This window comes from Streptomyces sp. NPDC000151 (assembly GCF_040301705.1).
Lineage (GTDB): Bacteria > Actinomycetota > Actinomycetes > Streptomycetales > Streptomycetaceae > Streptomyces.
In genome coordinates this window covers 1-17,265 of the sequence record NZ_JBEPFC010000156.1, presented here as the reverse complement: position 1 = coordinate 17,265, position 17,265 = coordinate 1, and the positions used below count along the sequence as shown (strand labels likewise).

The following is a 17,265-nucleotide window of genomic DNA, read 5'->3' as shown; positions in this document are numbered from 1 at the left end:
CCCGCACGGCCGCGCGCCGTCGCCGGGCACGGCCCGTACGTACGGCGCGCGACTCGCCGGGGCGGGGGATTCGTTCCGGGCACGGTCTTCGTTCCGGTCACGACCGTCAGGTTACTGGCGTGTAAACGTTCACGGAACCCCTCCGTCCCCTCTGCCCCACGGGGCGGGATCAGGACGTGTGCGGGCAGTTGCCCCGGTACTCCTCGATCGTCAGGCTCGGTCGGGGCAGCGGGCAGAGGAACTGCTCGTAGCGGGTGTCGTTGTCGATGAACCGCTTGAGCCACGAGATGCTGTACTTCGCGATCGTGGTGTTGGGGGTGTTCGGGGTGAGGTGCGTCGCGTTGTTCAGCTCCAGGTACGCCTTGTCGAGCGAGCCGGGCAGGCTCTCATAGAACGGCTCGGAGTGCGTGGCGACCGGGGCTACGGTGTCGCCGTCGGCGCCGACGACGAGCGTCGGGGTCTGGATCTCCGGCCAGGTCTTGTCGAGGTCCCAGCCGGTCAGCGGGATCGCGGCCTGGAGGGACGGACGGCTCTTGGCGGCCTCCAGCGTGCCGCCGCCGCCCATCGAGTGGCCCATGACGCCGAGCCGGCTGCTGTCGATCCGGTCGCGCACCGAGCTGCGGCCGGTCAAGTAGTCCAGCGCGGCGAGGAGTTGGCGTCCGCGGCTGTCGGGCTGGTCGACCGTGGTGTTGGTGTCGATGGTGAACACGACGAAGCCCTGGGAGGCCAGCCGCGGGCCGAGCCAGGCGATGGACGACTGGTAGGCGGTGAAGCCGGGCGAGATGGCGACGGCGCCGAAGGTGCCGTCGCTGGTCGAGGTCGGGTAGTAGATGGTGCCGCCGCCGAAGCCGGTGACGCTCAGCGCGGAGACGCTGGTCTGGGAGACGGCGTACGGGCCGCGGGACGCCTCGATGCTGGAGACGGTGGGCGCGGGGCCGCGCTCGTACGGGTTGCCCGCGGCCCCGGCCGGCCCGGCCTGCGAGGTGAGCAGGGTGCCCGCGGCCAGGAGGCCGGCCAGCCCCCACCGCGTCAGCCGGGTTCTGAGCCGGCTCGTCCCCTGCCGTTCCGGAATGCGCACGGACACGCTGGTGTGCTGCTGCACGACGGTTCCTCTCGGTAACGGTCACTGACGACCGCAACTCTCGTGCCGTGCAGCCCCTTCGCACATCGGCGAAATCACCGGTCTCGGCGACCGGCGGGAACCGGTGGAGCGTCAGCGCAGCCGCCCCGCCCCCGCCCGGTGGTCGACGAGGTCCGGTACGGCGCGCGGGTCGTCCACGCGGGTCCGCAGGGCGGGGGTCCAGCCGGCGCCGGACCGCAGGGGCTCCCCGGGGACCTCCGCGTTGTGCACGGCGATCAGATCGACCGGGCGGCCGTTGACGCGGTTGCCGGCCGCGGTGACCGGCGCGTCCTTCCATTTCTTCAGGACGCGTCCGGCGCCGGTGCCGGACGGCAGGGTGAACGCGTTGTTCTCCGCGACCAGTTGGGACTCGATGCCGATGCCGAGGCTGTAGACGTACGGCGTGTCCGGCCCGGCCGCGTAGTGGTTGTTGTACGCGTCGACCTTGCCGAAGCGGACGCGCGGCGCGCGCTCGACGACGTCGCGGAAGAGGTTGTGGTGCAGGGTGACGCGGAGCCTGCCGCGGTCGGTGGCGGCCGCGCCGTCGCTGTTGCCGATCATCAGGGTCTTGTCGTGGTCGGCGAAGACGTTCCAGGATGCGGTGACCAGGTCGGCGCCGCGCACGATGTCCAGCTCGCCGTCGTGCTGCTGGTACACCTCGCCGTAGTACTCCGGCAGCGAGCTGTCGGGGTGGGCGCCGTCGGTGAAGGTGTTGTGATCGAGCCAGACGTGGGTGGCGCCGGTGACCACCATGCTGTCGTACTCGGAGTTCCAGGCGCCGGTCGCGCCGTCCGTCGGGTCCCACTGCGGGAAGCAGTCCAGCGGGCTCTCGGCGGTGAGGTTGCGGACCACGACGTTGTCGACGTCCTGGATCTGGAGGCTGCCGCCGACGATTCCGGCGTGTTTCCCGACGCCGACGACGGTGGTGTCCGCCGGGACGTACGCCTTGACGGCCGCGCCCTGGTTCCGCTGGGACGCGGCGCGCAGGTCCTCCTGCTCGCCGCTGACCGGGCGGTCGCGGCCCCAGACGGCGGGGTCGTAGTCGGCGAGGTAGCGGGCGAAGTCGTAGCCGTCGGCGGCGAAGGCCGCACAGCCGGCGCCGGTCGCGTCCAAGGTGCCCTTGACCTTGACGATCCTCGGGGCGCCGGGGTCGTCGGCGAGCGCGGCCCGCAGCTCCGCCCAGGTGGTGACCGTGTAGGTGTGCGCGGCGTCGGCGCCCGCGCCGCCGGTGGTCCCGCCGTCCGCCGACGCCCAGCCGTCGTGGGCCGGCAGCACGTCGCGGGGCGGCGCCGCGTGGGCCGGGCCCGCCGTGGTGAGGGCGAGCGCGGCGCAGCCCGCCAGCGTGATGAGGGTGGTGCGCGCGGTCATGCTCCGTGCCCTTCCGGCCAGGTGATCCAGGATGTGGGAATGTCGTCGTCGAGGCGGCGCAGGTCGCCGGGCGCCAGCAGCCGCGTGGCCCGCAGTCCGGCCGCGACCAGGCGGGCGACGGCGATGGCGCCGGGCGGGTTGAAGTGGGTGTTGTCCTGCTCGGCCGGGGTCCAGTTGAAGTACGTCTTCGTCTCGTCGGGGCCGAGTTTCTGCCACAGGGCGAGGGAGCGTTCCTGGATGTCGAGCAGCGGGACGTCCTCCTCGGTGGCCAGGGCCCGCATCGCGGCCGGGTACGCGCCGTGGGTGGGCAGGGCGTTGCCTCCGGCGTCGAACTTCCGGCGCTCCACGGAGGTGAGCAGCACCGGCCGCGCGCCGCGCGCCCGCGCCCCCGTCAGGTACTGCCGCAGGTACTCCTGGTACGTCGTCCAGGGCTCGGTGTACCGGGTGGGGTCCTCGGTCTTCTCGTCGTTGTGGCCGAACTGGACGAGGAGGAGGTCGCCGGGGCGGAGGGCGGTCAGCACCGCCGTCAGCCGCCCCTCGTCGACGAAGCTCTTGGAACTGCGGCCGTTGACGGCGTGGTTGGCGACCGGAACGTCGTGGTGGAGGAAGAAGGGGAGGGCCATGCCCCAGCCGGTCTCGGGTTGGGCGTCGGCGTACTTCTGGGCGGCGGTGGAGTCGCCGGCGAGGTGGAGGGTGGGCATCGGGCGGTGGCCTCCTGGACTGGCGACGGCGGACGGGGCCGCGGCGAGCGCGAGCGGGAGGCCCGCGAACGCCGCGGCCACCTGGCGGCGCGTGACGGTCACTTGCTCTGCTGCTTCCACTCGGCCTGGGCCGCGTCGAACTGCTCGGCGAGGGAGGTCAGGAAGTCCTTCGGTGTCATCTTGCCGAGCAGCACCTTCTGGAAGGCGGGCTCGTTGTCGGCCTTGGAGAGGGTGTTCCAGTCGGGCAGGTAGTACGGCAGGTCGACGATCTTCGTCTTTTCGCTGTTCAGGGCCTCGGCGCCGAGCTTGGTGGTCTCGGACTGCTGCACCCAGTCGTCCTTCGCCGCGTCCAGGTTGGACGGGATGGTGCCGGCCGACTCGCTCCACTTGCTGTTGGATTCGTGGGAGGCCGCGAATTCGATGAACTTCCAGGCGGCGGCCTTGTTCTTGCCGGACTTGAAGAGACCGAGGCCGTCGACCGGGTTGGACACCATCACCCGGGTGCCGTCGTCCAGCGTGGGGTTCGGTATGCCGCGGAACTTCTTCGTGCCGAGCGCCTTCACGTGGTCCTGGTAGGAGCCCATGTTGTGGTTGAGCATGCCGATCTGCCCGCTGTCCCACTGGGCGACCATCTTCGTGAAGTCGTTGTTGATGTCGGCCGCCGGGGTGTTCTTCTTGTAGAGCGCGACGTACTTCTCCAGCGCCGCGACGTTCTTCGGGTCGTCGAGGGTGGTGTGCAGCCCGTCCTTCTCCCAGAAGCCGCTGATGCCGGACTGGCCGTACATCGCGTCCAGCGCCTGGGCGATGGAGCCGGCGCCGCCGCGGATGGTGTAGCCGAACTTGTTGCCACCCTTGTCGGTCAGTTCCGCGGCCGCCTTGTAGAACGCCGACCAGGTGGTGGGCGCGGGCAGGTTCGCGGCCTTGAACAGGTCGGTGCGGTAGTACAGCACGCCGTTGGTCGCGTGCATCGGGACCGTGTAGAGCTTCTTGCCGCCGGCCGCGGACCGGACGCTCTTCACCATCCGCGCGTTCAGCTTCCCGTCGAGCGCACTGTCCTTGATGCGCCCGTCCAGCGGCTCCAGGGCGCCCTGGGCGCTGATGCCGGCGAGCATCGCGGCGCCGATGCCGCCGACGTCGGGCAGGCCGCCGCCCTGGATGGCGGTGTCGTACTTGGACTGCGCCTCGGTCGCGGCGATCCCGACGTAGTCGACGTCGATGTCGGGGTACTTCGCCTCGAAGTCCTTGATGATCTCCTTCCAGACGTCGGTGCGCACCCCGCCGTTGTTGTCCCAGAAGGTGATCGTGCCCTTGCCGGAGCCCTCGGCGCCGGTCTCGCCCGCGACGCCGCTGCCGTCGTCGCCGCAGGCGGTGGCGGTGAGGGCGAGGACCGCTGTGAGGGCGAGCGCCGCGCTCGCGCGGGTCCGTCTGCTGCTGCGGAAGGTGGTCATGGTCGGCTCTTTTCTCGTGATGGGAGCGGGTCAGCCGCGGTACGGGTCCCAGCCGTCCGCGCCGTTCAGGTAGTCGGCCACCTCGTGGCGGGCGGCCTCCGCGTCGCTCAGCTGCGGCCGGTCGGCGGTGACGGCCGCGCCCGGCCCGGCATTCCGGTACTCGCCGAAGCGGGCGTCCCGCCAGGAGAAGCCGCCCATGTCGGTCCACGGCGCGGACTTCACGGCTGCGGGCAGCTCGGTGTCGCGGATGAGGACCTGGCCGATCGCGTCCGGCTCGCCGCCCGGGTGCCAGGGGCGGCCGAGGTGGAAGGTCCCGGCGGGCGCGTCGCTGACGATGCGGGAGTCGGTGATGAGGATGCCGTACGGATTGTTCTTCCAGGTCGAAGCGGCGGCGATGTAGCCGTTGTTGGTGTTCGAGCCGCGGCTCAGCGCCTTGATGACGGAGCGGTCGATGACGGTGGTGGCACGCCCGTAGAGGAAGTCGACGTCGCCCTCGATGTACGCGTCGCGGAGGTAGACCCGGCTGACGGTGTCCAGCTTCGGGCTGTCCGTCATCAGCGTGTCCTGGTTGCCCTTGAAGGCGGTGTCCTCGAAGACGATCCGGTCGCCGGTGGTCTTCATGGCGAGCGCCTGTTCGCTGTTCAGGTCGTGCGCGGCCTCGTCGAAGTCGTTGACGAAGGTGAGGTGACGCCCCGTCACGTCGTGCGCGGCGATCAGCACGGTGGCGCTGCCGGACGAGCCGCCGTACTCGTTGGGCGTGTCGTACACGATCACGGTGTCCGCGCGGTCGTCACCGGTGCCGAGGAGGGTGAGGTACGGCTTGGTGGCCGGGATCCGCACCTGCTCGCGGTACGTACCGGGCGCGAGCGCCAGCGTGACCCGGCCGTCGTTGCCGGCCGGCACCGCGTCGACCGCCGCCTGCACGGTGGGGTAGTCGGCGGGGACATGGAGGACGGTGTCGGTGCCGAGGGTGCGCTGCGGGCCGGAGAACTTCTTCACCAGCGCGGGCACGGCGGCGGCCGGGTCGGGCCGGTAGGGGTAGAAGGCGTGCGGGTCGAAGGCGGTGCCGCGGGTGTCGTGCCGCCCTGTCGTGTTTTTGAGGACCGAGCCGCGCTGCACGAGTTCGGCGGTGTCGTCCGCCTGGTAGGGGTGCTGAACGCCGTCGTAGTAGCTGTTCTCGATCACCATCTTTGTGCGGCCCCGCGCGTAGTTCCCGTACGACCAGACCGGGTCGCCGTCGTCGACCTGCGCGGAGAGGTAGTTGTTGTAGAGGTGTGCGTACGCGCAGTTGTCGGCGGACGGATTGCGCTGCTTGGTGCCGTGGAACCAGTTGTGGTCGATGGTGATCTGCGTCCGGACGTCATCGGTCCAGCCGATGCCGAACGCCTTGTTGTGGGTGTCGAAGCGGTTGTAGGAGACGGTGAGGTACTCGCTGTTCTTGCGGACGTCGAGCAGTCCGTCGCCCATGTGCGTGAACCGGTTGTGGTCGATCCAGACGTGGTGCACCGAGTCCATCTGGATCGCGTCGAAGTCCTGGGTCTTGCCGTCCCAGTCGCCGTCGACGTAGGAGTCGCGGATGGTCAGGTTGCGGATGATGACGTTGTGCGTGCCGGGGTTCAGATGCAGCTCGCCGTGGACGATCTCGCCGCTGGTGCCGACGCCGACGATCGTCTTGTCCGAGGCGACGACGATGTCCGAGCCGAACGGCGCGACCTCGATGGCGGCGGCGACGCGGATGACGTAGGGCTCGTCGGCGGCGGCGTACTTGGCCAGGTCGGCCTGGGTGCGGACGGTGACGACCCGGCCGCCGGCGCCGCCGGTGGTGCCGCCCGCGAGGGAGGCGAAGCCGTGTGGGCGGTCGGCGGAGGCATCGTGGGCGGCGGTGGTGGCAGGTGGCCGGGGTGGTTCGGCGGCCCCGGCGGGGGCCGGCGCCCCCAGGCCCAGGGCCGCCGCGAGGGCGGCCGTGGCGGCCAGGGCTCTGTCCGGCAAGCGCTTGCTACGGAGGTACGGCATGGCGGCTCCCACAGGCGTACGGACAAAAACGGTGGCCTCAGTCGGCCTGATCGCAGGTGAGGCGGAAGTGCGTGAAGAGCGCGGCGCCGGGGCGGCGGGCATCGGCGGGGGCCGTGGCGAAGAGCCCGAGCAGGGCGCCGACCCAGCGCCATGGCGTGGCGGCGAAGACCTGCCCGTACGGCGTCCACCCGTCGCCGGTGTCGGCGGCGAAGCGGCAGCGGGCGCCCGGCCCGACGGCGATCCGCAGCCGGGCCCGGCCGTCCGGCGCGAGCCGTGCATGCGCGGCGTCCCGCTCCCGCTCGGCCACGGACTCCGCGAACCGGTGGACCAGCCGTACGGTGCCGTCCGCCGCGCGCTCCAGCCCGATCCAGCTGAAGGCGTCGCCGAGCACGGTGAGCCCGGCCTTGGCGCCCGGCTCGGTGCTCTCCAGCCGCAGTTCGACCTCGGCGGTGGCGGGGCGTGCGGGCAGCCGCTGGGTGAGGACGTTAGGCAAGCGGCGCAGGTCGTGCGCGTCGGGGGTGCGGACGCAGGTCAGCCGCAGCCCGTCACCACTGTGGGCGGGCGCCCAGCCGGCCGCGGGGTTGGCGGTCCACTGCCACTGGCGGCCGTGGCGCCCGCCGGGGAAGTCGTCGTCGGTGGCCGGCGCGGCAGGCGGCTGCGGCGGCAGCGCCGGCTTCCTGTGCACCCGTACCGGGCTGCCGCACGCGCCGATGACCGGCCAGTCGTCCGCCTCCCACCGCATCGGCTGGAGGTGCGCGAGGCGCCCGTACGCGCCCTGCTCCTGGAAGTGCACGAACCAGTCCTCGCCGGCCGGGGTGCGCACCCAGCCGCCCTGGTGCGGGCCGTTGACGTCGGTGTCGCCCTGGGCGAGGACGACGCGCTCCTCGTACGGTCCGAAGAAGCCGCGCGAGCGGAAGGCGCCCTGCCAGCCCGTCTCCACTCCCCCGGCGGGCGCGAAGATCCAGAACCAGCCGTTGTGCCGGTAGAGCTTGGGGCCTTCGAGCGTGAACCAGCCGGGGATGCGGTCGGCGTCGACGAGGGTGGTGCCCTCGTCGAGCAGCCCGGTGGCGTCGGTCCGCATCCGGTGGCCGGTGAGGCGGTTCTTGATACCGGAGCGGGACTTGGCCCAGGCGTGCACGAGGTACGCGGCGCCGGTCTCCGCGTCCCACAGCGGACAGGGGTCGATCAGGCCCTTGCCCTCCTTGAGCAGGTGCGGCCGGCTCCAGGGCCCGCGCGGGTCCTCGGCGCTGACCTGGAAGATCCCGTGGTCGGGGTCGCCCCAGAAGATCCAGAACCGGCCGTCGTGGTGCCGGATCGAGGGCGCCCACACGCCGCAGTCGTGGCGCGGCACGGCGAAGGCGGCGGCCGGTTCGAGGCGGTCCAGTGCGTGGCCGATCAGGGTCCAGTTGACCAGGTCGCGGGAGTGCAGCAGCGGCAGCCCGGGGGCGCGGCCGAAGCTGGAGGCGGTCAGGTAGTAGTCGTCGCCGACGCGGACGAGGTCGGGGTCGGACCAGTCGGCGGCGAGGATCGGATTGCGGTAGGTGCCGTCGCCGAGGTCGGCGGAGAAGCGGGCGGCGCCAGTGAGCCGGTCGTCGGCCGTCATGCCGTCACCGCCTTCCTGGCCAGCGCGGCGGCCTCGTCGCGGTGCAGGCGGCCGTCGGCGACCACGGTGACGATCCGGCGGACGACGGTGTCGCCCGGGGGTAGCAGTAACCGCTCCTCGTAAGCCAGCGAGGAGCCGACCCCCGGGTAGTCGGTGGTGCGCACGAACCAGGGGTCGCTGCGGGTCGGACCGGTCGCGCCGGCGAAGACCAGCGTCCAGTCCCGGCCCGCGAGCGCCAGCCAGTCGGCGCGGCTCTCGTGCACGGCGGCCTCGCCGTCGGCATCCGCGGTGAAGACGGCCGGGGCCGCGGCTCCTTCAGGCGCGCGCCAGAAGAAGCCGCCGTACGCGGCGCCGGGGCGGCCGTTGGTCGCGGGGCTGCCCAGGGAGAGCGGGCCGGGGGTGGTGTTGGTCAGCGAGAAGGTGAAGTCCAGCGCCCAGGCGGTGTCGGTCAGTTCGGTGGCCGCAACGGTGCGGCGCTCGCGCAGCAGCTCGTGCTCACCCGCGCTCCAGCTCAGCTCCTGCACGAAGCCGTCCGGGTCGCACAGGTTGAAGCCGGTGTGCCGCTGCACGCCGTGGTTGTCGAGCGCGGTCGGCCCGCGGTCGCGTACGTACGTCCGGCCGCCCCAGAAGTTGTGCCCCGCCACGTCCGGGACCGCGACGCCCACGCCGAGGTGGTGCGGGTGGTCGGCGGGCATCAGCGCGGTGACGGGCGTGCCGCGCAGGGTGGTCACGGGGTGCAGGTAGGGGCGCGGCGCGAGCCGGGCGGGGAGGCCTGGCCGGTAGGCGTACCGGGCGACGGGCCGGCCGGTGCAGCACAGGGCCAGGGCCGGAGTGTGATCGGTGACGGTCATCTGGAGCGCGCCTCCTCCGGGAGCGCCCACGCGGCGCCCAGTTCGGAATAGAGGGACAGGGTGTCGGCGCCGGCGGCCACGAGGCCGTCGATGCCGGGGACGACGCGGCGGAGGGTGCTCCCGCCGGCCGTCGTGCCGGTGCCGGGTGCGGTGTGCCAGGCGTCCGGCGGCAGCGCCACCGGGTCCGGGGCGCGCCGGATCGCGTCGAGTACCCGCATGAAGGCGCCGGTGGCGGCGGGCGGTACGAGGAGCGGCGTGCCGCGGGTGAGGTGGTCGGCCAGGTTCTCCAGCAGGTCGGTGCGGCCGTGCACGCTCTCCTCGGGGCCGTGCCCGGTGCGCTGCACCAGGACGCGGTCCTGCTTGTACCAGAAGGTGATCCGGCCCCGGGTGCCGTGCACCACGACGTACGGCTCGGCGGCCGTCTCGGCGCACAGGGTGGCGGCGACCGTGACGCGGCCGCCGTGCGCGGTGGTGACGCGGACGCAGGAGGTGTCGTCGGACTCGATGTCGTGGGCGCGGAAGAGCTCGCTCTCCACGTCCGCGACGTCCTCGGCGGCGGTGCTGCCGTCGAGTGCGAGGGCGGTGGCGACGGCGTGCGCGAGCGGGTTGGTGAGCACGCCGTCGAGCACGTCGGTGCCGCGCAGCCTGCGCCGTCCGGCCCAGGGCGCGCGGTGGAAGTACGCCTCGTCGCGCACCCAGGCCCCGGCCGCGCCGATGCCGGCCGGCTCGCCGATGGCGCCGTCGGCGACCAGGTCGCGGATGGCGGCGACGGCGTGCGAGCCGAGCGACTGGAAGCCGATGTTGCAGGCCACGCCGGCCGCCGCGATGCCGTCGGCCAGCCGCCGGTATTCGGTGTACGAGGGCGCCGGCGGCTTCTCGACGAGCAGGTGGACGCCGCGCCGGGCGGCGGTCAGCGCGAGGTCGGCGTGGGTGGGGATGGGGGTGCAGAGGACGGCGATGCGGGCGCCGGTGACGGCGAGCAGGGTCTCGAAGTCGTCGGACTGCGCGACGGGGCCGAGCCCGTCGAGTTCGGCGGCGGTCAGCGGGGCCAGGTCGCAGACCCCGGCGAGGCGGACGCGGCCCTGCCCGGCCAGCCGGCGAATGTTGGCCAGGTGCCAGCGGCCGTGGCCGCGGGCGCCCACGAGGACGACCGACAGCGGTTCTTCCGTACCGGGCCCGCTCATCCCTTCACCGCCCCCGCGCTGAAGCCGGTGATCAGCCACTTCTGGATGTACGCGAAGACGATCACGACGGGCACCGCCGCGATGACGCCGCCGGCGGCCAGCGCGCCGAGGTCGACGCTGTCCGCGCCCATCAGGGTGTTCAGACCGACGGGGATGGTCTGCTTCTCCTGGTTGCTGAGGAACATCAGCGCGAAGAGGAAGTGGTTCCAGGCGTGCACGAAGGCGAACGAGCCGACGGCGACCAGGCCGGGCCGCAGCAGCGGCAGTACGACCGTGCGGAAGGCCCGGAAGCGGCCGCAGCCGTCGACCCAGGCGGCCTCCTCCAGGGAGTACGGCACGTTCCTGATGAAGCCGCTGATCAGGATCATCGAGAGCGGCAGCTGGAAGACGGTCTCCGCGATGACGACGCTGCCCAGCGAGTTGATCAGCTGGAGCTGGGCGAAGATCTGGAACAGCGGCACCAGCAGCAGCGCTCCGGGCACGAACTGGGAGCACAGCAGGGCCAGCATGAAGCCCTTCTTGGCGCGGAAGTCGAAGCGGGCGAGCGCGTAGCCGCCGGCCAGCGCGACGACCGTGGTGAGCACCAGGGTGGCCACGGCGATGAGCACGCTGTTCTGGAAGTACGTCGCGAAGCTGCGCTCGGTCCACACCTTCGCGAAGTGCTCGAACGTGATCGGCCAGGGCACCAGCGAGGTGGAGCCGGCCGGGCGGAGCGCGAAGAGCAGGATCCAGTAGAAGGGGACGAGCGTGAAGAGGAGGTAGAGCGCGAGCGGGAGGTGGGTCTGCCAGCGCGGTGCCTGGTCCCAGGCGCGGCGGCGCTTGACACTCACCTGCGCGGTTCGCACGTGCGCGGTACTGACTTGGGCGGTGGTCACTTGTCGCCTCCTCCGAACTTGCTCAGCCGCAGGTAGACCATCGAGCAGCAGAGCAGGATGACGAACGCGACGGTGGTCAGCGCGGACGCGTAGCCGAAGTTGTGGGCGTCGACGGAGGTGTTGGCGATGTACAGCGGCAGGGTGGTGGTCTCGCCCGCCGGTCCGCCGCCGGTCAGGGTGTAGAGCAGGTCGACGTTGTTGAACTCCCACACCGCGCGCAGCAGCGTGGAGAGGATGATGGCGTCCTTCAGGTGCGGCAGGGTGATGTGGACGAACTGCCGCAGCCGGCTCGCGCCGTCCACCTCGGCCGCCTCGTAGAGGTCCTTGGAGACGGACTGCAGGTCGGCGAGGATGAGGATGGCGAAGAAGGGCACCCCGCGCCAGAGGTCGGCGACGATCGCGGCGGGGAAGACGGTGGCGGTGTCCGAGAGCCAGGAGGTGCCGTACTCCCCGATCCCCGCGTCGGCGAGGTAACGGCTGAGGCCGGTCTGGGAGTTGTAGAGCAGTACCCAGATCGCGGAGGTGAGGACGCCGGAGACGGCCCACGGCGAGAAGACCAGCGCGCGGGCCAGTGCCCGGCCCGCGAAGGTCTGGTTGACGATCAGGGCCAGGGCCAGGCCGAACAGCAGCTGCAGCCCGACCTCGACGACGACCCACTTGAGGCTGAAGGTCAGCGTGCCCCAGAACTGGGGGTCGCTGGTGAAGATCTCGGTGAAGTTGTCCAGCCCGGCGAAGCCGTTCCGCCAGGGCTTGGTGGGGTTGTAGTGCTGCAGCGAGGTCCAGAAGACGCTGAGCACGGGGTAGGCGATGAAGCCCAGCATCAGCAGCCCGGCGGGCGCGATCAGCAGGTACGGCAGCCGGCGCGGGGTCGCTCCGGTGCCGCGGCGGGGTCTGGCTCTGGGCGGTGACTCGGCCACGGCTGCGGCTTGGGCCATGACTCTTTCTCCGTTCTCGGGAACGTTCGATGGCCGGCCGTACGGTCGTCCTGCCGTACGGGCGGTGCGCGGCGGCGCCGGAGGAGGGCGGCTCAGCGCCTGTGTCTAAACCCCGGTCGGATAGCGCGCGTCGTCTGGTGCGTGCTATCGCAAGGCGCCGGAAGGTCCTCGTAGCGGAGCTACTAGGGCCTTTTGGCAACGCCGCGAGAGTGCGTGCCAGGCGGCGGGCGCCCGGCCGGGGTTTAGACACAGGCGCTCAGCCCGCGTACGGGTCCGGGACCTTGCCGGGGCGCGCGAGGAAGGCGAAGTCGCAGCCGGTGTCGGCCTGGGTGATCTGTTCGGTGTACAGCGCGCCGTACCCGCGCTCGTACCGCTCGGGCGGCGGGGTCCAGTCGGCGCGGCGGCGCGCCAGCTCCGCGTCCGGTACGTCGAGCCGCAGCGTGCGCGCCGCGACGTCGAGGGTGATCGGGTCGCCGGTGCGTACGAGGGCGAGCGGGCCGCCGACGTACGACTCGGGCGCCACGTGGAGCACGCACGCGCCGTAACTGGTGCCGCTCATCCGGGCGTCGGAGATCCGCACCATGTCCCGCACGCCCTGTTTGAGCAGGTGGTCGGGGATCGGCAGCATGCCGTACTCGGGCATGCCCGGGCCGCCCTTGGGCCCGGCGTTGCGCAGTACGAGCACGTGGTCGGCGGTGATGCCGAGCGACGGGTCGTTGATGGTCCGCTGCATCGTCCGGTAGTCGTCGAAGACGACCGCGGGCCCGGTGTGCTTCAGGAGCTGCGGCTCGGCGGCGATGTGCTTGATGACCGCGCCGTCGGGGCAGAGGTTGCCGCGCAGGACGGCGACCCCGCCCTCCTTCGCGACCGGGTTGTCGCGGGTGCGGATCACGTCGTCGTCGTGGACCAGCGCCCCGGCCAGCTGCTCGCGCAGCGTCGGGTGGGCGACGGTGGGCCGGTCCAGGTGGAGCAGGTCGGTGATCCGGGAGAGGAAGCCGGGCAGGCCGCCGGCGAAGTGGAAGTCCTCCATGAGGTACGGGCCGCCGCCGGGGCGGACGTTGGCGAGCACCGGCACCGTGCGGGCGATCCGGTCGAAGTCGTCCAGGGTCAGCCGTACTCCGGCGCGTCCTGCCATCGCGATCAGGTGGATCACGGCGTTGGTGGAGCCGCCGAGCCCGAGGACGGTGGTGACGGCGTCCTCGAACGCCTCGGCGCTCAGCAGGTGCGACAGCCGCACGGCCCGGCGTACGAGGTCGACGATCCGCATCCCGGACGCGGCGGCCATCCGGTCGTGCCCGGAGTCCACGGCGGGGATGCTCGACGCGCCCGGCACCGTCACGCCCAGTGCCTCGGCCGCGGCCGTCAGCGTGGACGCCGTCCCCATGGTCATGCAGTGCCCCGGCGAACGGGCGAGCCCGCTCTCCAGCTCGGCCATTTCGCAGTCGCCGATGAGGCCCGCGCGCTTGTCGTCCCAGTACTTCCACATGTCGGTGCCGGAGCCGAGGACTTCGCCGCGCCAGTGGCCCGGGAGCATCGGCCCGGCGGGCACGAAGACGGCGGGCAGGTCGACGCTGGCGGCGCCCATCAGCAGCGCGGGCGTGGACTTGTCGCAGCCGCCGAGCAGCACCGCGCCGTCCACCGGGTACGAGCGCAGCAGCTCCTCGGTCTCCATGGCCAGCATGTTGCGGTAGAGCATCGGGGTCGGCTTCTGGAAGGTCTCGCTCAGGGTCGAGACGGGGAATTCGAGCGGGAAGCCGCCGGCCTGCCACACGCCGCGCTTGACGGCCTGGGCGCGGTCGCGCAGGTGGGAGTGGCAGGGGTTGATGTCGGACCAGGTGTTGAGGATCGCGATGACCGGCTTGCCGAGGTGTTCCTCGGGCAGGTAGCCGAGCTGCCGGGTGCGGGCGCGGTGGCTGAAGGAGCGCAGCCCGTCCGTGCCGTACCACTGGTGGCTCCTGAGCTCCTCCGGGCGTCTCATATCGGCCATCCGGCGGCGAGGGCGGCGACCTCGGCGCGCGCGTCCTCGGGCAGCGGCCTGCTCGGCGGGCGGACGTCGCGGCGGCACAGCCCGAGCGAGGCCAGGGCTTCCTTGACCACGGTCACGTTGTCGGCGGAGCCGTTCGCGCCGCGCAGCTCCTCGAAGCGGCGGATCTGCTCCCAGACCTTCATGGCGGCCGGGTAGTCGCCGGAGCGCAGGGCCCGGAGCATGTTCAGGGAGATCGCCGGGGAGACGTTGACGAGCCCGGAGGTGAAGCCGGTCGCGCCGGCCGAGAAGTACGAGGGGGCGTACGGCTCGGCGAGGCCGGCGATCCACACGAAGCGGTCGAGGCCCGCGTCCCGCGCGAAGGCGGCGAAGCGTGCCGCGTCCGGCACGGCGTATTTCACGCCGATGACGTTCGGGCAGGCGTCGGCGAGTTCGGCGAGCCGCAAGCCGCTCAGCGCCGCGTTGCGCAGGTACGGGACGACGCCCAGCTCGGGCACGGCCTCGGCGATCGCCCGGTGGTAGTCGACCCAGCCGCCCGCCGAGACGTAGGGGTGGACGGGCTGATGGACCATCACCATCTGTGCGCCGAGGTCGCGGGCGTGGCGCGCGGAGGCGATGGCGGTCGGCACGTCGTGGCCCACGCCGACGAGGATCGCGGCCCGCTCCCCCGCCTCCTCGACCGTCAGCTCGGTGACGGCGCGCCGCTCGTCGGGGGTGAGGGCGTAGTACTCGCCGGTGTTGCCGTTCGGCGTCAGGGTCCGCACCCCGGCGTCGAGCAGGCGGCGCAGCACCGCTCGGTGCGCCGCGGTGTCGAGCGAGCCGTTCCCGGTGAACGGGGTCACCGGGATGGCCACGACGTCGGCGAGCGCCGCCCGCTGGGTCTCGTATGCGGCCGCTGTCATGCCTGCGCTCCCTCTGCGGTGGGGGCCTCGTCCGCCTCGGGGAAGGCCCGGGCGACGAACGAGGCGATGTGGTCGTGCACCGCGCGGGCCGCGCCGTCGGCGTCACCGGCCGTGACCAGCCGGAGGATCTCCTCGTGCTCGGTGGCCTCCCGCTCCCAGGACGGCACGGCCGCCCAGGCGACGGTCGAGACGAGCGCCGCCTGGTCGCGGACCTCGTCGAGCATCCGGGACAGCAGCGGGTTGCCGCAGGGCAGGTACAGCGCGCGGTGGAAGTCGCGGTTGGCGAGCGACCGGTCCGCCGGGTCGGCGGCGTCGGCGGCGCGTGCCAGGGCCGTGCGGGCGTCCTCGACAGAGGCGGCGCTGCGCACGGTACGGCGGACCGCCTCCGGCTCCAGCAGCAGCCGCACGTCGTAGACCTCGCGCGCCATGGTCGCGTCGACCATCCGCACGGTGACGCCCTTGTACTGGCTCATGACCACGAGTCCGGTGCCGGCGAGGGTCTTCAGCGCCTCGCGCACCGGCGTCTTGGAGACCCCGTACTGGGCGGCGATCTCGGTCTCCACCAGTGGCTGGCCGGGGCTCAACTGCCCGGTGAGGATGCGGTGTTTGACCGCTTCGAGCACGTACTGCGTGCGGGAAGGGATCGGGGCGGGGGCGAAAGTCATGGCGGCCGCTCTCAGTTCTCGTATCTCGCGCATCACGTCTCATATACGACGTATGAAGTACGACGCGATGAAGCTAGAGCCCCACAGGAGGTTCGTCAACGCTTCTGACACAAGAACTCGTGAGAGAACGGCCGCCACGGACGATCTGACGGAGCGTCGGGTCAGTTGTACGAGATGTCGGACGCGGAGTAGCGGCAGTACGTGCCGTCCGGGCCGCTGCCCGTTTCGACCGGCTCGTCACCGTTGTCGTTGCCCGTGTAGCGCACGCACGGCTTGATCTTCTTGCTGCTGTCGCCGTGGATGCGGACGCTCTTCAGCGTCGCGGTGTCCCCGTAGTTGGTGTTGATGCCGACCAGGGACTTGCCCGGGGCCGTCACGTCCACGTCGCTGACGCTGATGGTGCGCTTGTACTGGGTCGAGCAGTTGCCGCAGCTGCGCACGAGCTTGCCGAAGTCGGAGACCTGGAAGCCGCTGATGTTCAGCTTGCCCGCGCCGTTGAACTGGAAGACCTTGTCGTCCGCCTTCATCGCGCCGCCGCCGGTGACCGTGTACGTCGCGCCGGAGGAGGTGCCCTTGAAGGTGGCGGCATCCTCGCCGACGTCCTCCCACCACACGTTCTGCAGCGTGCAGGTGCCCGAGCAGTGCACGCCGTCGGCGGCCGGGGAGCCGATGACGACGTTCTTGAGTACCGCGCCGTCCTTCAGTTTGAAGATCGGGTCCTGGCCCTCCTCCTGGCCGTCGCCGCCCAGGTCACCGCTGCCGTAGTAGCGCTTGAGGCCGCCGTCGTAGGTGCCGGACACCTCGATGGTCTTGCTGACCGCCTGGCTGCCGCCGGGCGTCGGCCAGGCGGCAGCGGCGCCCGCGCTGCTCAGCGTCGTGCTGGTGACGAGGGCCGCGCCGGTCAGCCCGAGCGCGGCGATCCCGCCGGCCACGGCCCTGCGGCGGTTGAGCGACCTGCGGTGGCGGCCGGCGGACCGCTTTTCTGCTGATGTCATGTCCCGTTTCCTTCGGTGGGGGTGAGACTTGCGTCGTCTGGTCGCCACCGGAGGCGGAAGGGGTTGCCGGGCCGGAAGAGGTTTTTTCAGCGGCCGTGCGGGGCGAAGTCGCCACGTACTGCCAGCTGTTCACCGCCTGACCGTGCGGAGGCCGTGTAGGTGTCGGCGCCGGCGTCCCGGCCGCCGCGGGCGTGGTCGTACTGCCCCGCGAAGACGTGCGTGCCCGCGGGCACCGTCCGCCCCCGCTTGAGCCGCCAGCGGTACACGAGGAAGCCGTCCTCGGTGTCCGTACGGAAGGTGAAGTCGCCCTCGGGCAGCGTGCGCCAGGCGCCGGTCGATGTCACCCCGCCGGTGCGCGCGATCCGCAGCTCCACGGTGAGGGAGGTCAACGGCGCCGTTGTCTTCAGGGTGACGTTGCTCTGGGCCCAGTACGTGTTGCTGTGCGGGTCGACGGAGCCGTCGCTCCAGAGCGGACCGTCCTCGGTGCGGAGACCGCGTGGCGGGGTGCTGGGTGCGGGCGGGGGACTGTGCGTGGGCGGGGCGCTGTGCGCGGGTGGGGCGAGGGGGCCGGGCCGGTCGCCGCCGTCCTGCCCGCGCAGTACCACGGACGCGCCGTTGCCG

Annotated in this window: 14 protein-coding genes and 1 pseudogene; all 15 read right to left on the bottom strand. The window is 71.9% G+C overall.

Annotated elements, in window-relative coordinates; all coding sequences use genetic code 11:
- Window positions 1-169: 169 nt before the first annotated feature.
- Complete coding sequence (gene bdeA / locus ABT381_RS30180; RefSeq protein ID WP_467753909.1) at window positions 170-1,078, bottom strand: bis(hydroxyethyl) terephthalate hydrolase; 909 nt, start codon at window positions 1,076-1,078, stop codon at window positions 170-172.
- 135 nt (window positions 1,079-1,213) lie between these two features.
- The gene (locus ABT381_RS30175) at window positions 1,214-2,488 is read right to left on the bottom strand and encodes a pectate lyase family protein (RefSeq protein ID WP_351599755.1); all 1,275 of its coding nucleotides are present in this window, start codon (window positions 2,486-2,488) and stop codon (window positions 1,214-1,216) included.
- Window positions 2,485-3,291: a rhamnogalacturonan acetylesterase gene (locus ABT381_RS30170; RefSeq protein ID WP_351599754.1), complete on the bottom strand. Its 807-nt coding sequence runs from the start codon at window positions 3,289-3,291 to the stop codon at window positions 2,485-2,487. Before ABT381_RS30170 ends, ABT381_RS30175 begins: the two co-directional genes overlap by 4 nt.
- Window positions 3,288-4,637, bottom strand: coding sequence for an ABC transporter substrate-binding protein (locus ABT381_RS30165; protein ID WP_351599753.1), 1,350 nt, complete (start codon window positions 4,635-4,637; stop codon window positions 3,288-3,290). Before ABT381_RS30165 ends, ABT381_RS30170 begins: the two co-directional genes overlap by 4 nt.
- A 30-nt stretch (window positions 4,638-4,667) precedes the next feature.
- Window positions 4,668-6,650 carry a pectinesterase family protein gene (locus ABT381_RS30160; RefSeq protein ID WP_351599752.1) on the bottom strand — a complete coding sequence of 661 codons (1,983 nt, stop codon included), beginning with the start codon at window positions 6,648-6,650 and terminating at the stop codon, window positions 4,668-4,670.
- Window positions 6,651-6,687: 37 nt separating this feature from the next.
- Window positions 6,688-8,253, bottom strand: a complete 1,566-nt coding sequence (locus ABT381_RS30155; RefSeq protein WP_351599751.1) for a glycoside hydrolase family 43 protein — start codon at window positions 8,251-8,253, stop codon at window positions 6,688-6,690.
- Window positions 8,250-9,104: a DUF6807 domain-containing protein gene (locus ABT381_RS30150; protein WP_351599750.1), complete on the bottom strand. Its 855-nt coding sequence runs from the start codon at window positions 9,102-9,104 to the stop codon at window positions 8,250-8,252. The genes ABT381_RS30155 and ABT381_RS30150 overlap by 4 nt, the downstream gene beginning before the upstream one ends.
- Entirely contained in the window at window positions 9,101-10,288 is a 1,188-nt protein-coding gene (locus tag ABT381_RS30145; RefSeq protein WP_351599749.1) for a Gfo/Idh/MocA family protein, read from the bottom strand. The genes ABT381_RS30150 and ABT381_RS30145 overlap by 4 nt, the downstream gene beginning before the upstream one ends.
- The gene (locus tag ABT381_RS30140) at window positions 10,285-11,163 is read right to left on the bottom strand and encodes a carbohydrate ABC transporter permease (protein WP_351599748.1); all 879 of its coding nucleotides are present in this window, start codon (window positions 11,161-11,163) and stop codon (window positions 10,285-10,287) included. The genes ABT381_RS30145 and ABT381_RS30140 overlap by 4 nt, the downstream gene beginning before the upstream one ends.
- Complete coding sequence (locus ABT381_RS30135) at window positions 11,160-12,098, bottom strand: carbohydrate ABC transporter permease (RefSeq protein WP_351599747.1); 939 nt, start codon at window positions 12,096-12,098, stop codon at window positions 11,160-11,162. The genes ABT381_RS30140 and ABT381_RS30135 overlap by 4 nt, the downstream gene beginning before the upstream one ends.
- A gap of 256 nt (window positions 12,099-12,354) precedes the next feature.
- Complete coding sequence (gene araD / locus ABT381_RS30130; protein WP_351599746.1) at window positions 12,355-14,076, bottom strand: L-arabinonate dehydratase; 1,722 nt, start codon at window positions 14,074-14,076, stop codon at window positions 12,355-12,357.
- On the bottom strand, window positions 14,073-14,984 hold the full coding sequence (locus ABT381_RS30125; protein WP_351599745.1) for a dihydrodipicolinate synthase family protein: 912 nt from the start codon (window positions 14,982-14,984) through the stop codon (window positions 14,073-14,075). Before ABT381_RS30125 ends, araD begins: the two co-directional genes overlap by 4 nt.
- On the bottom strand, window positions 14,981-15,649 hold the full coding sequence (locus tag ABT381_RS30120; protein WP_351599744.1) for a GntR family transcriptional regulator: 669 nt from the start codon (window positions 15,647-15,649) through the stop codon (window positions 14,981-14,983). Before ABT381_RS30120 ends, ABT381_RS30125 begins: the two co-directional genes overlap by 4 nt.
- Window positions 15,650-15,810: 161 nt before the next feature.
- Entirely contained in the window at window positions 15,811-16,644 is an 834-nt protein-coding gene (locus ABT381_RS30115) for a pectate lyase (protein ID WP_351599743.1), read from the bottom strand.
- An 86-nt stretch (window positions 16,645-16,730) separates the two neighbouring features.
- Window positions 16,731-17,265 (bottom strand): annotated as a pseudogene (locus tag ABT381_RS30110) (hypothetical protein); the annotation flags it as partial.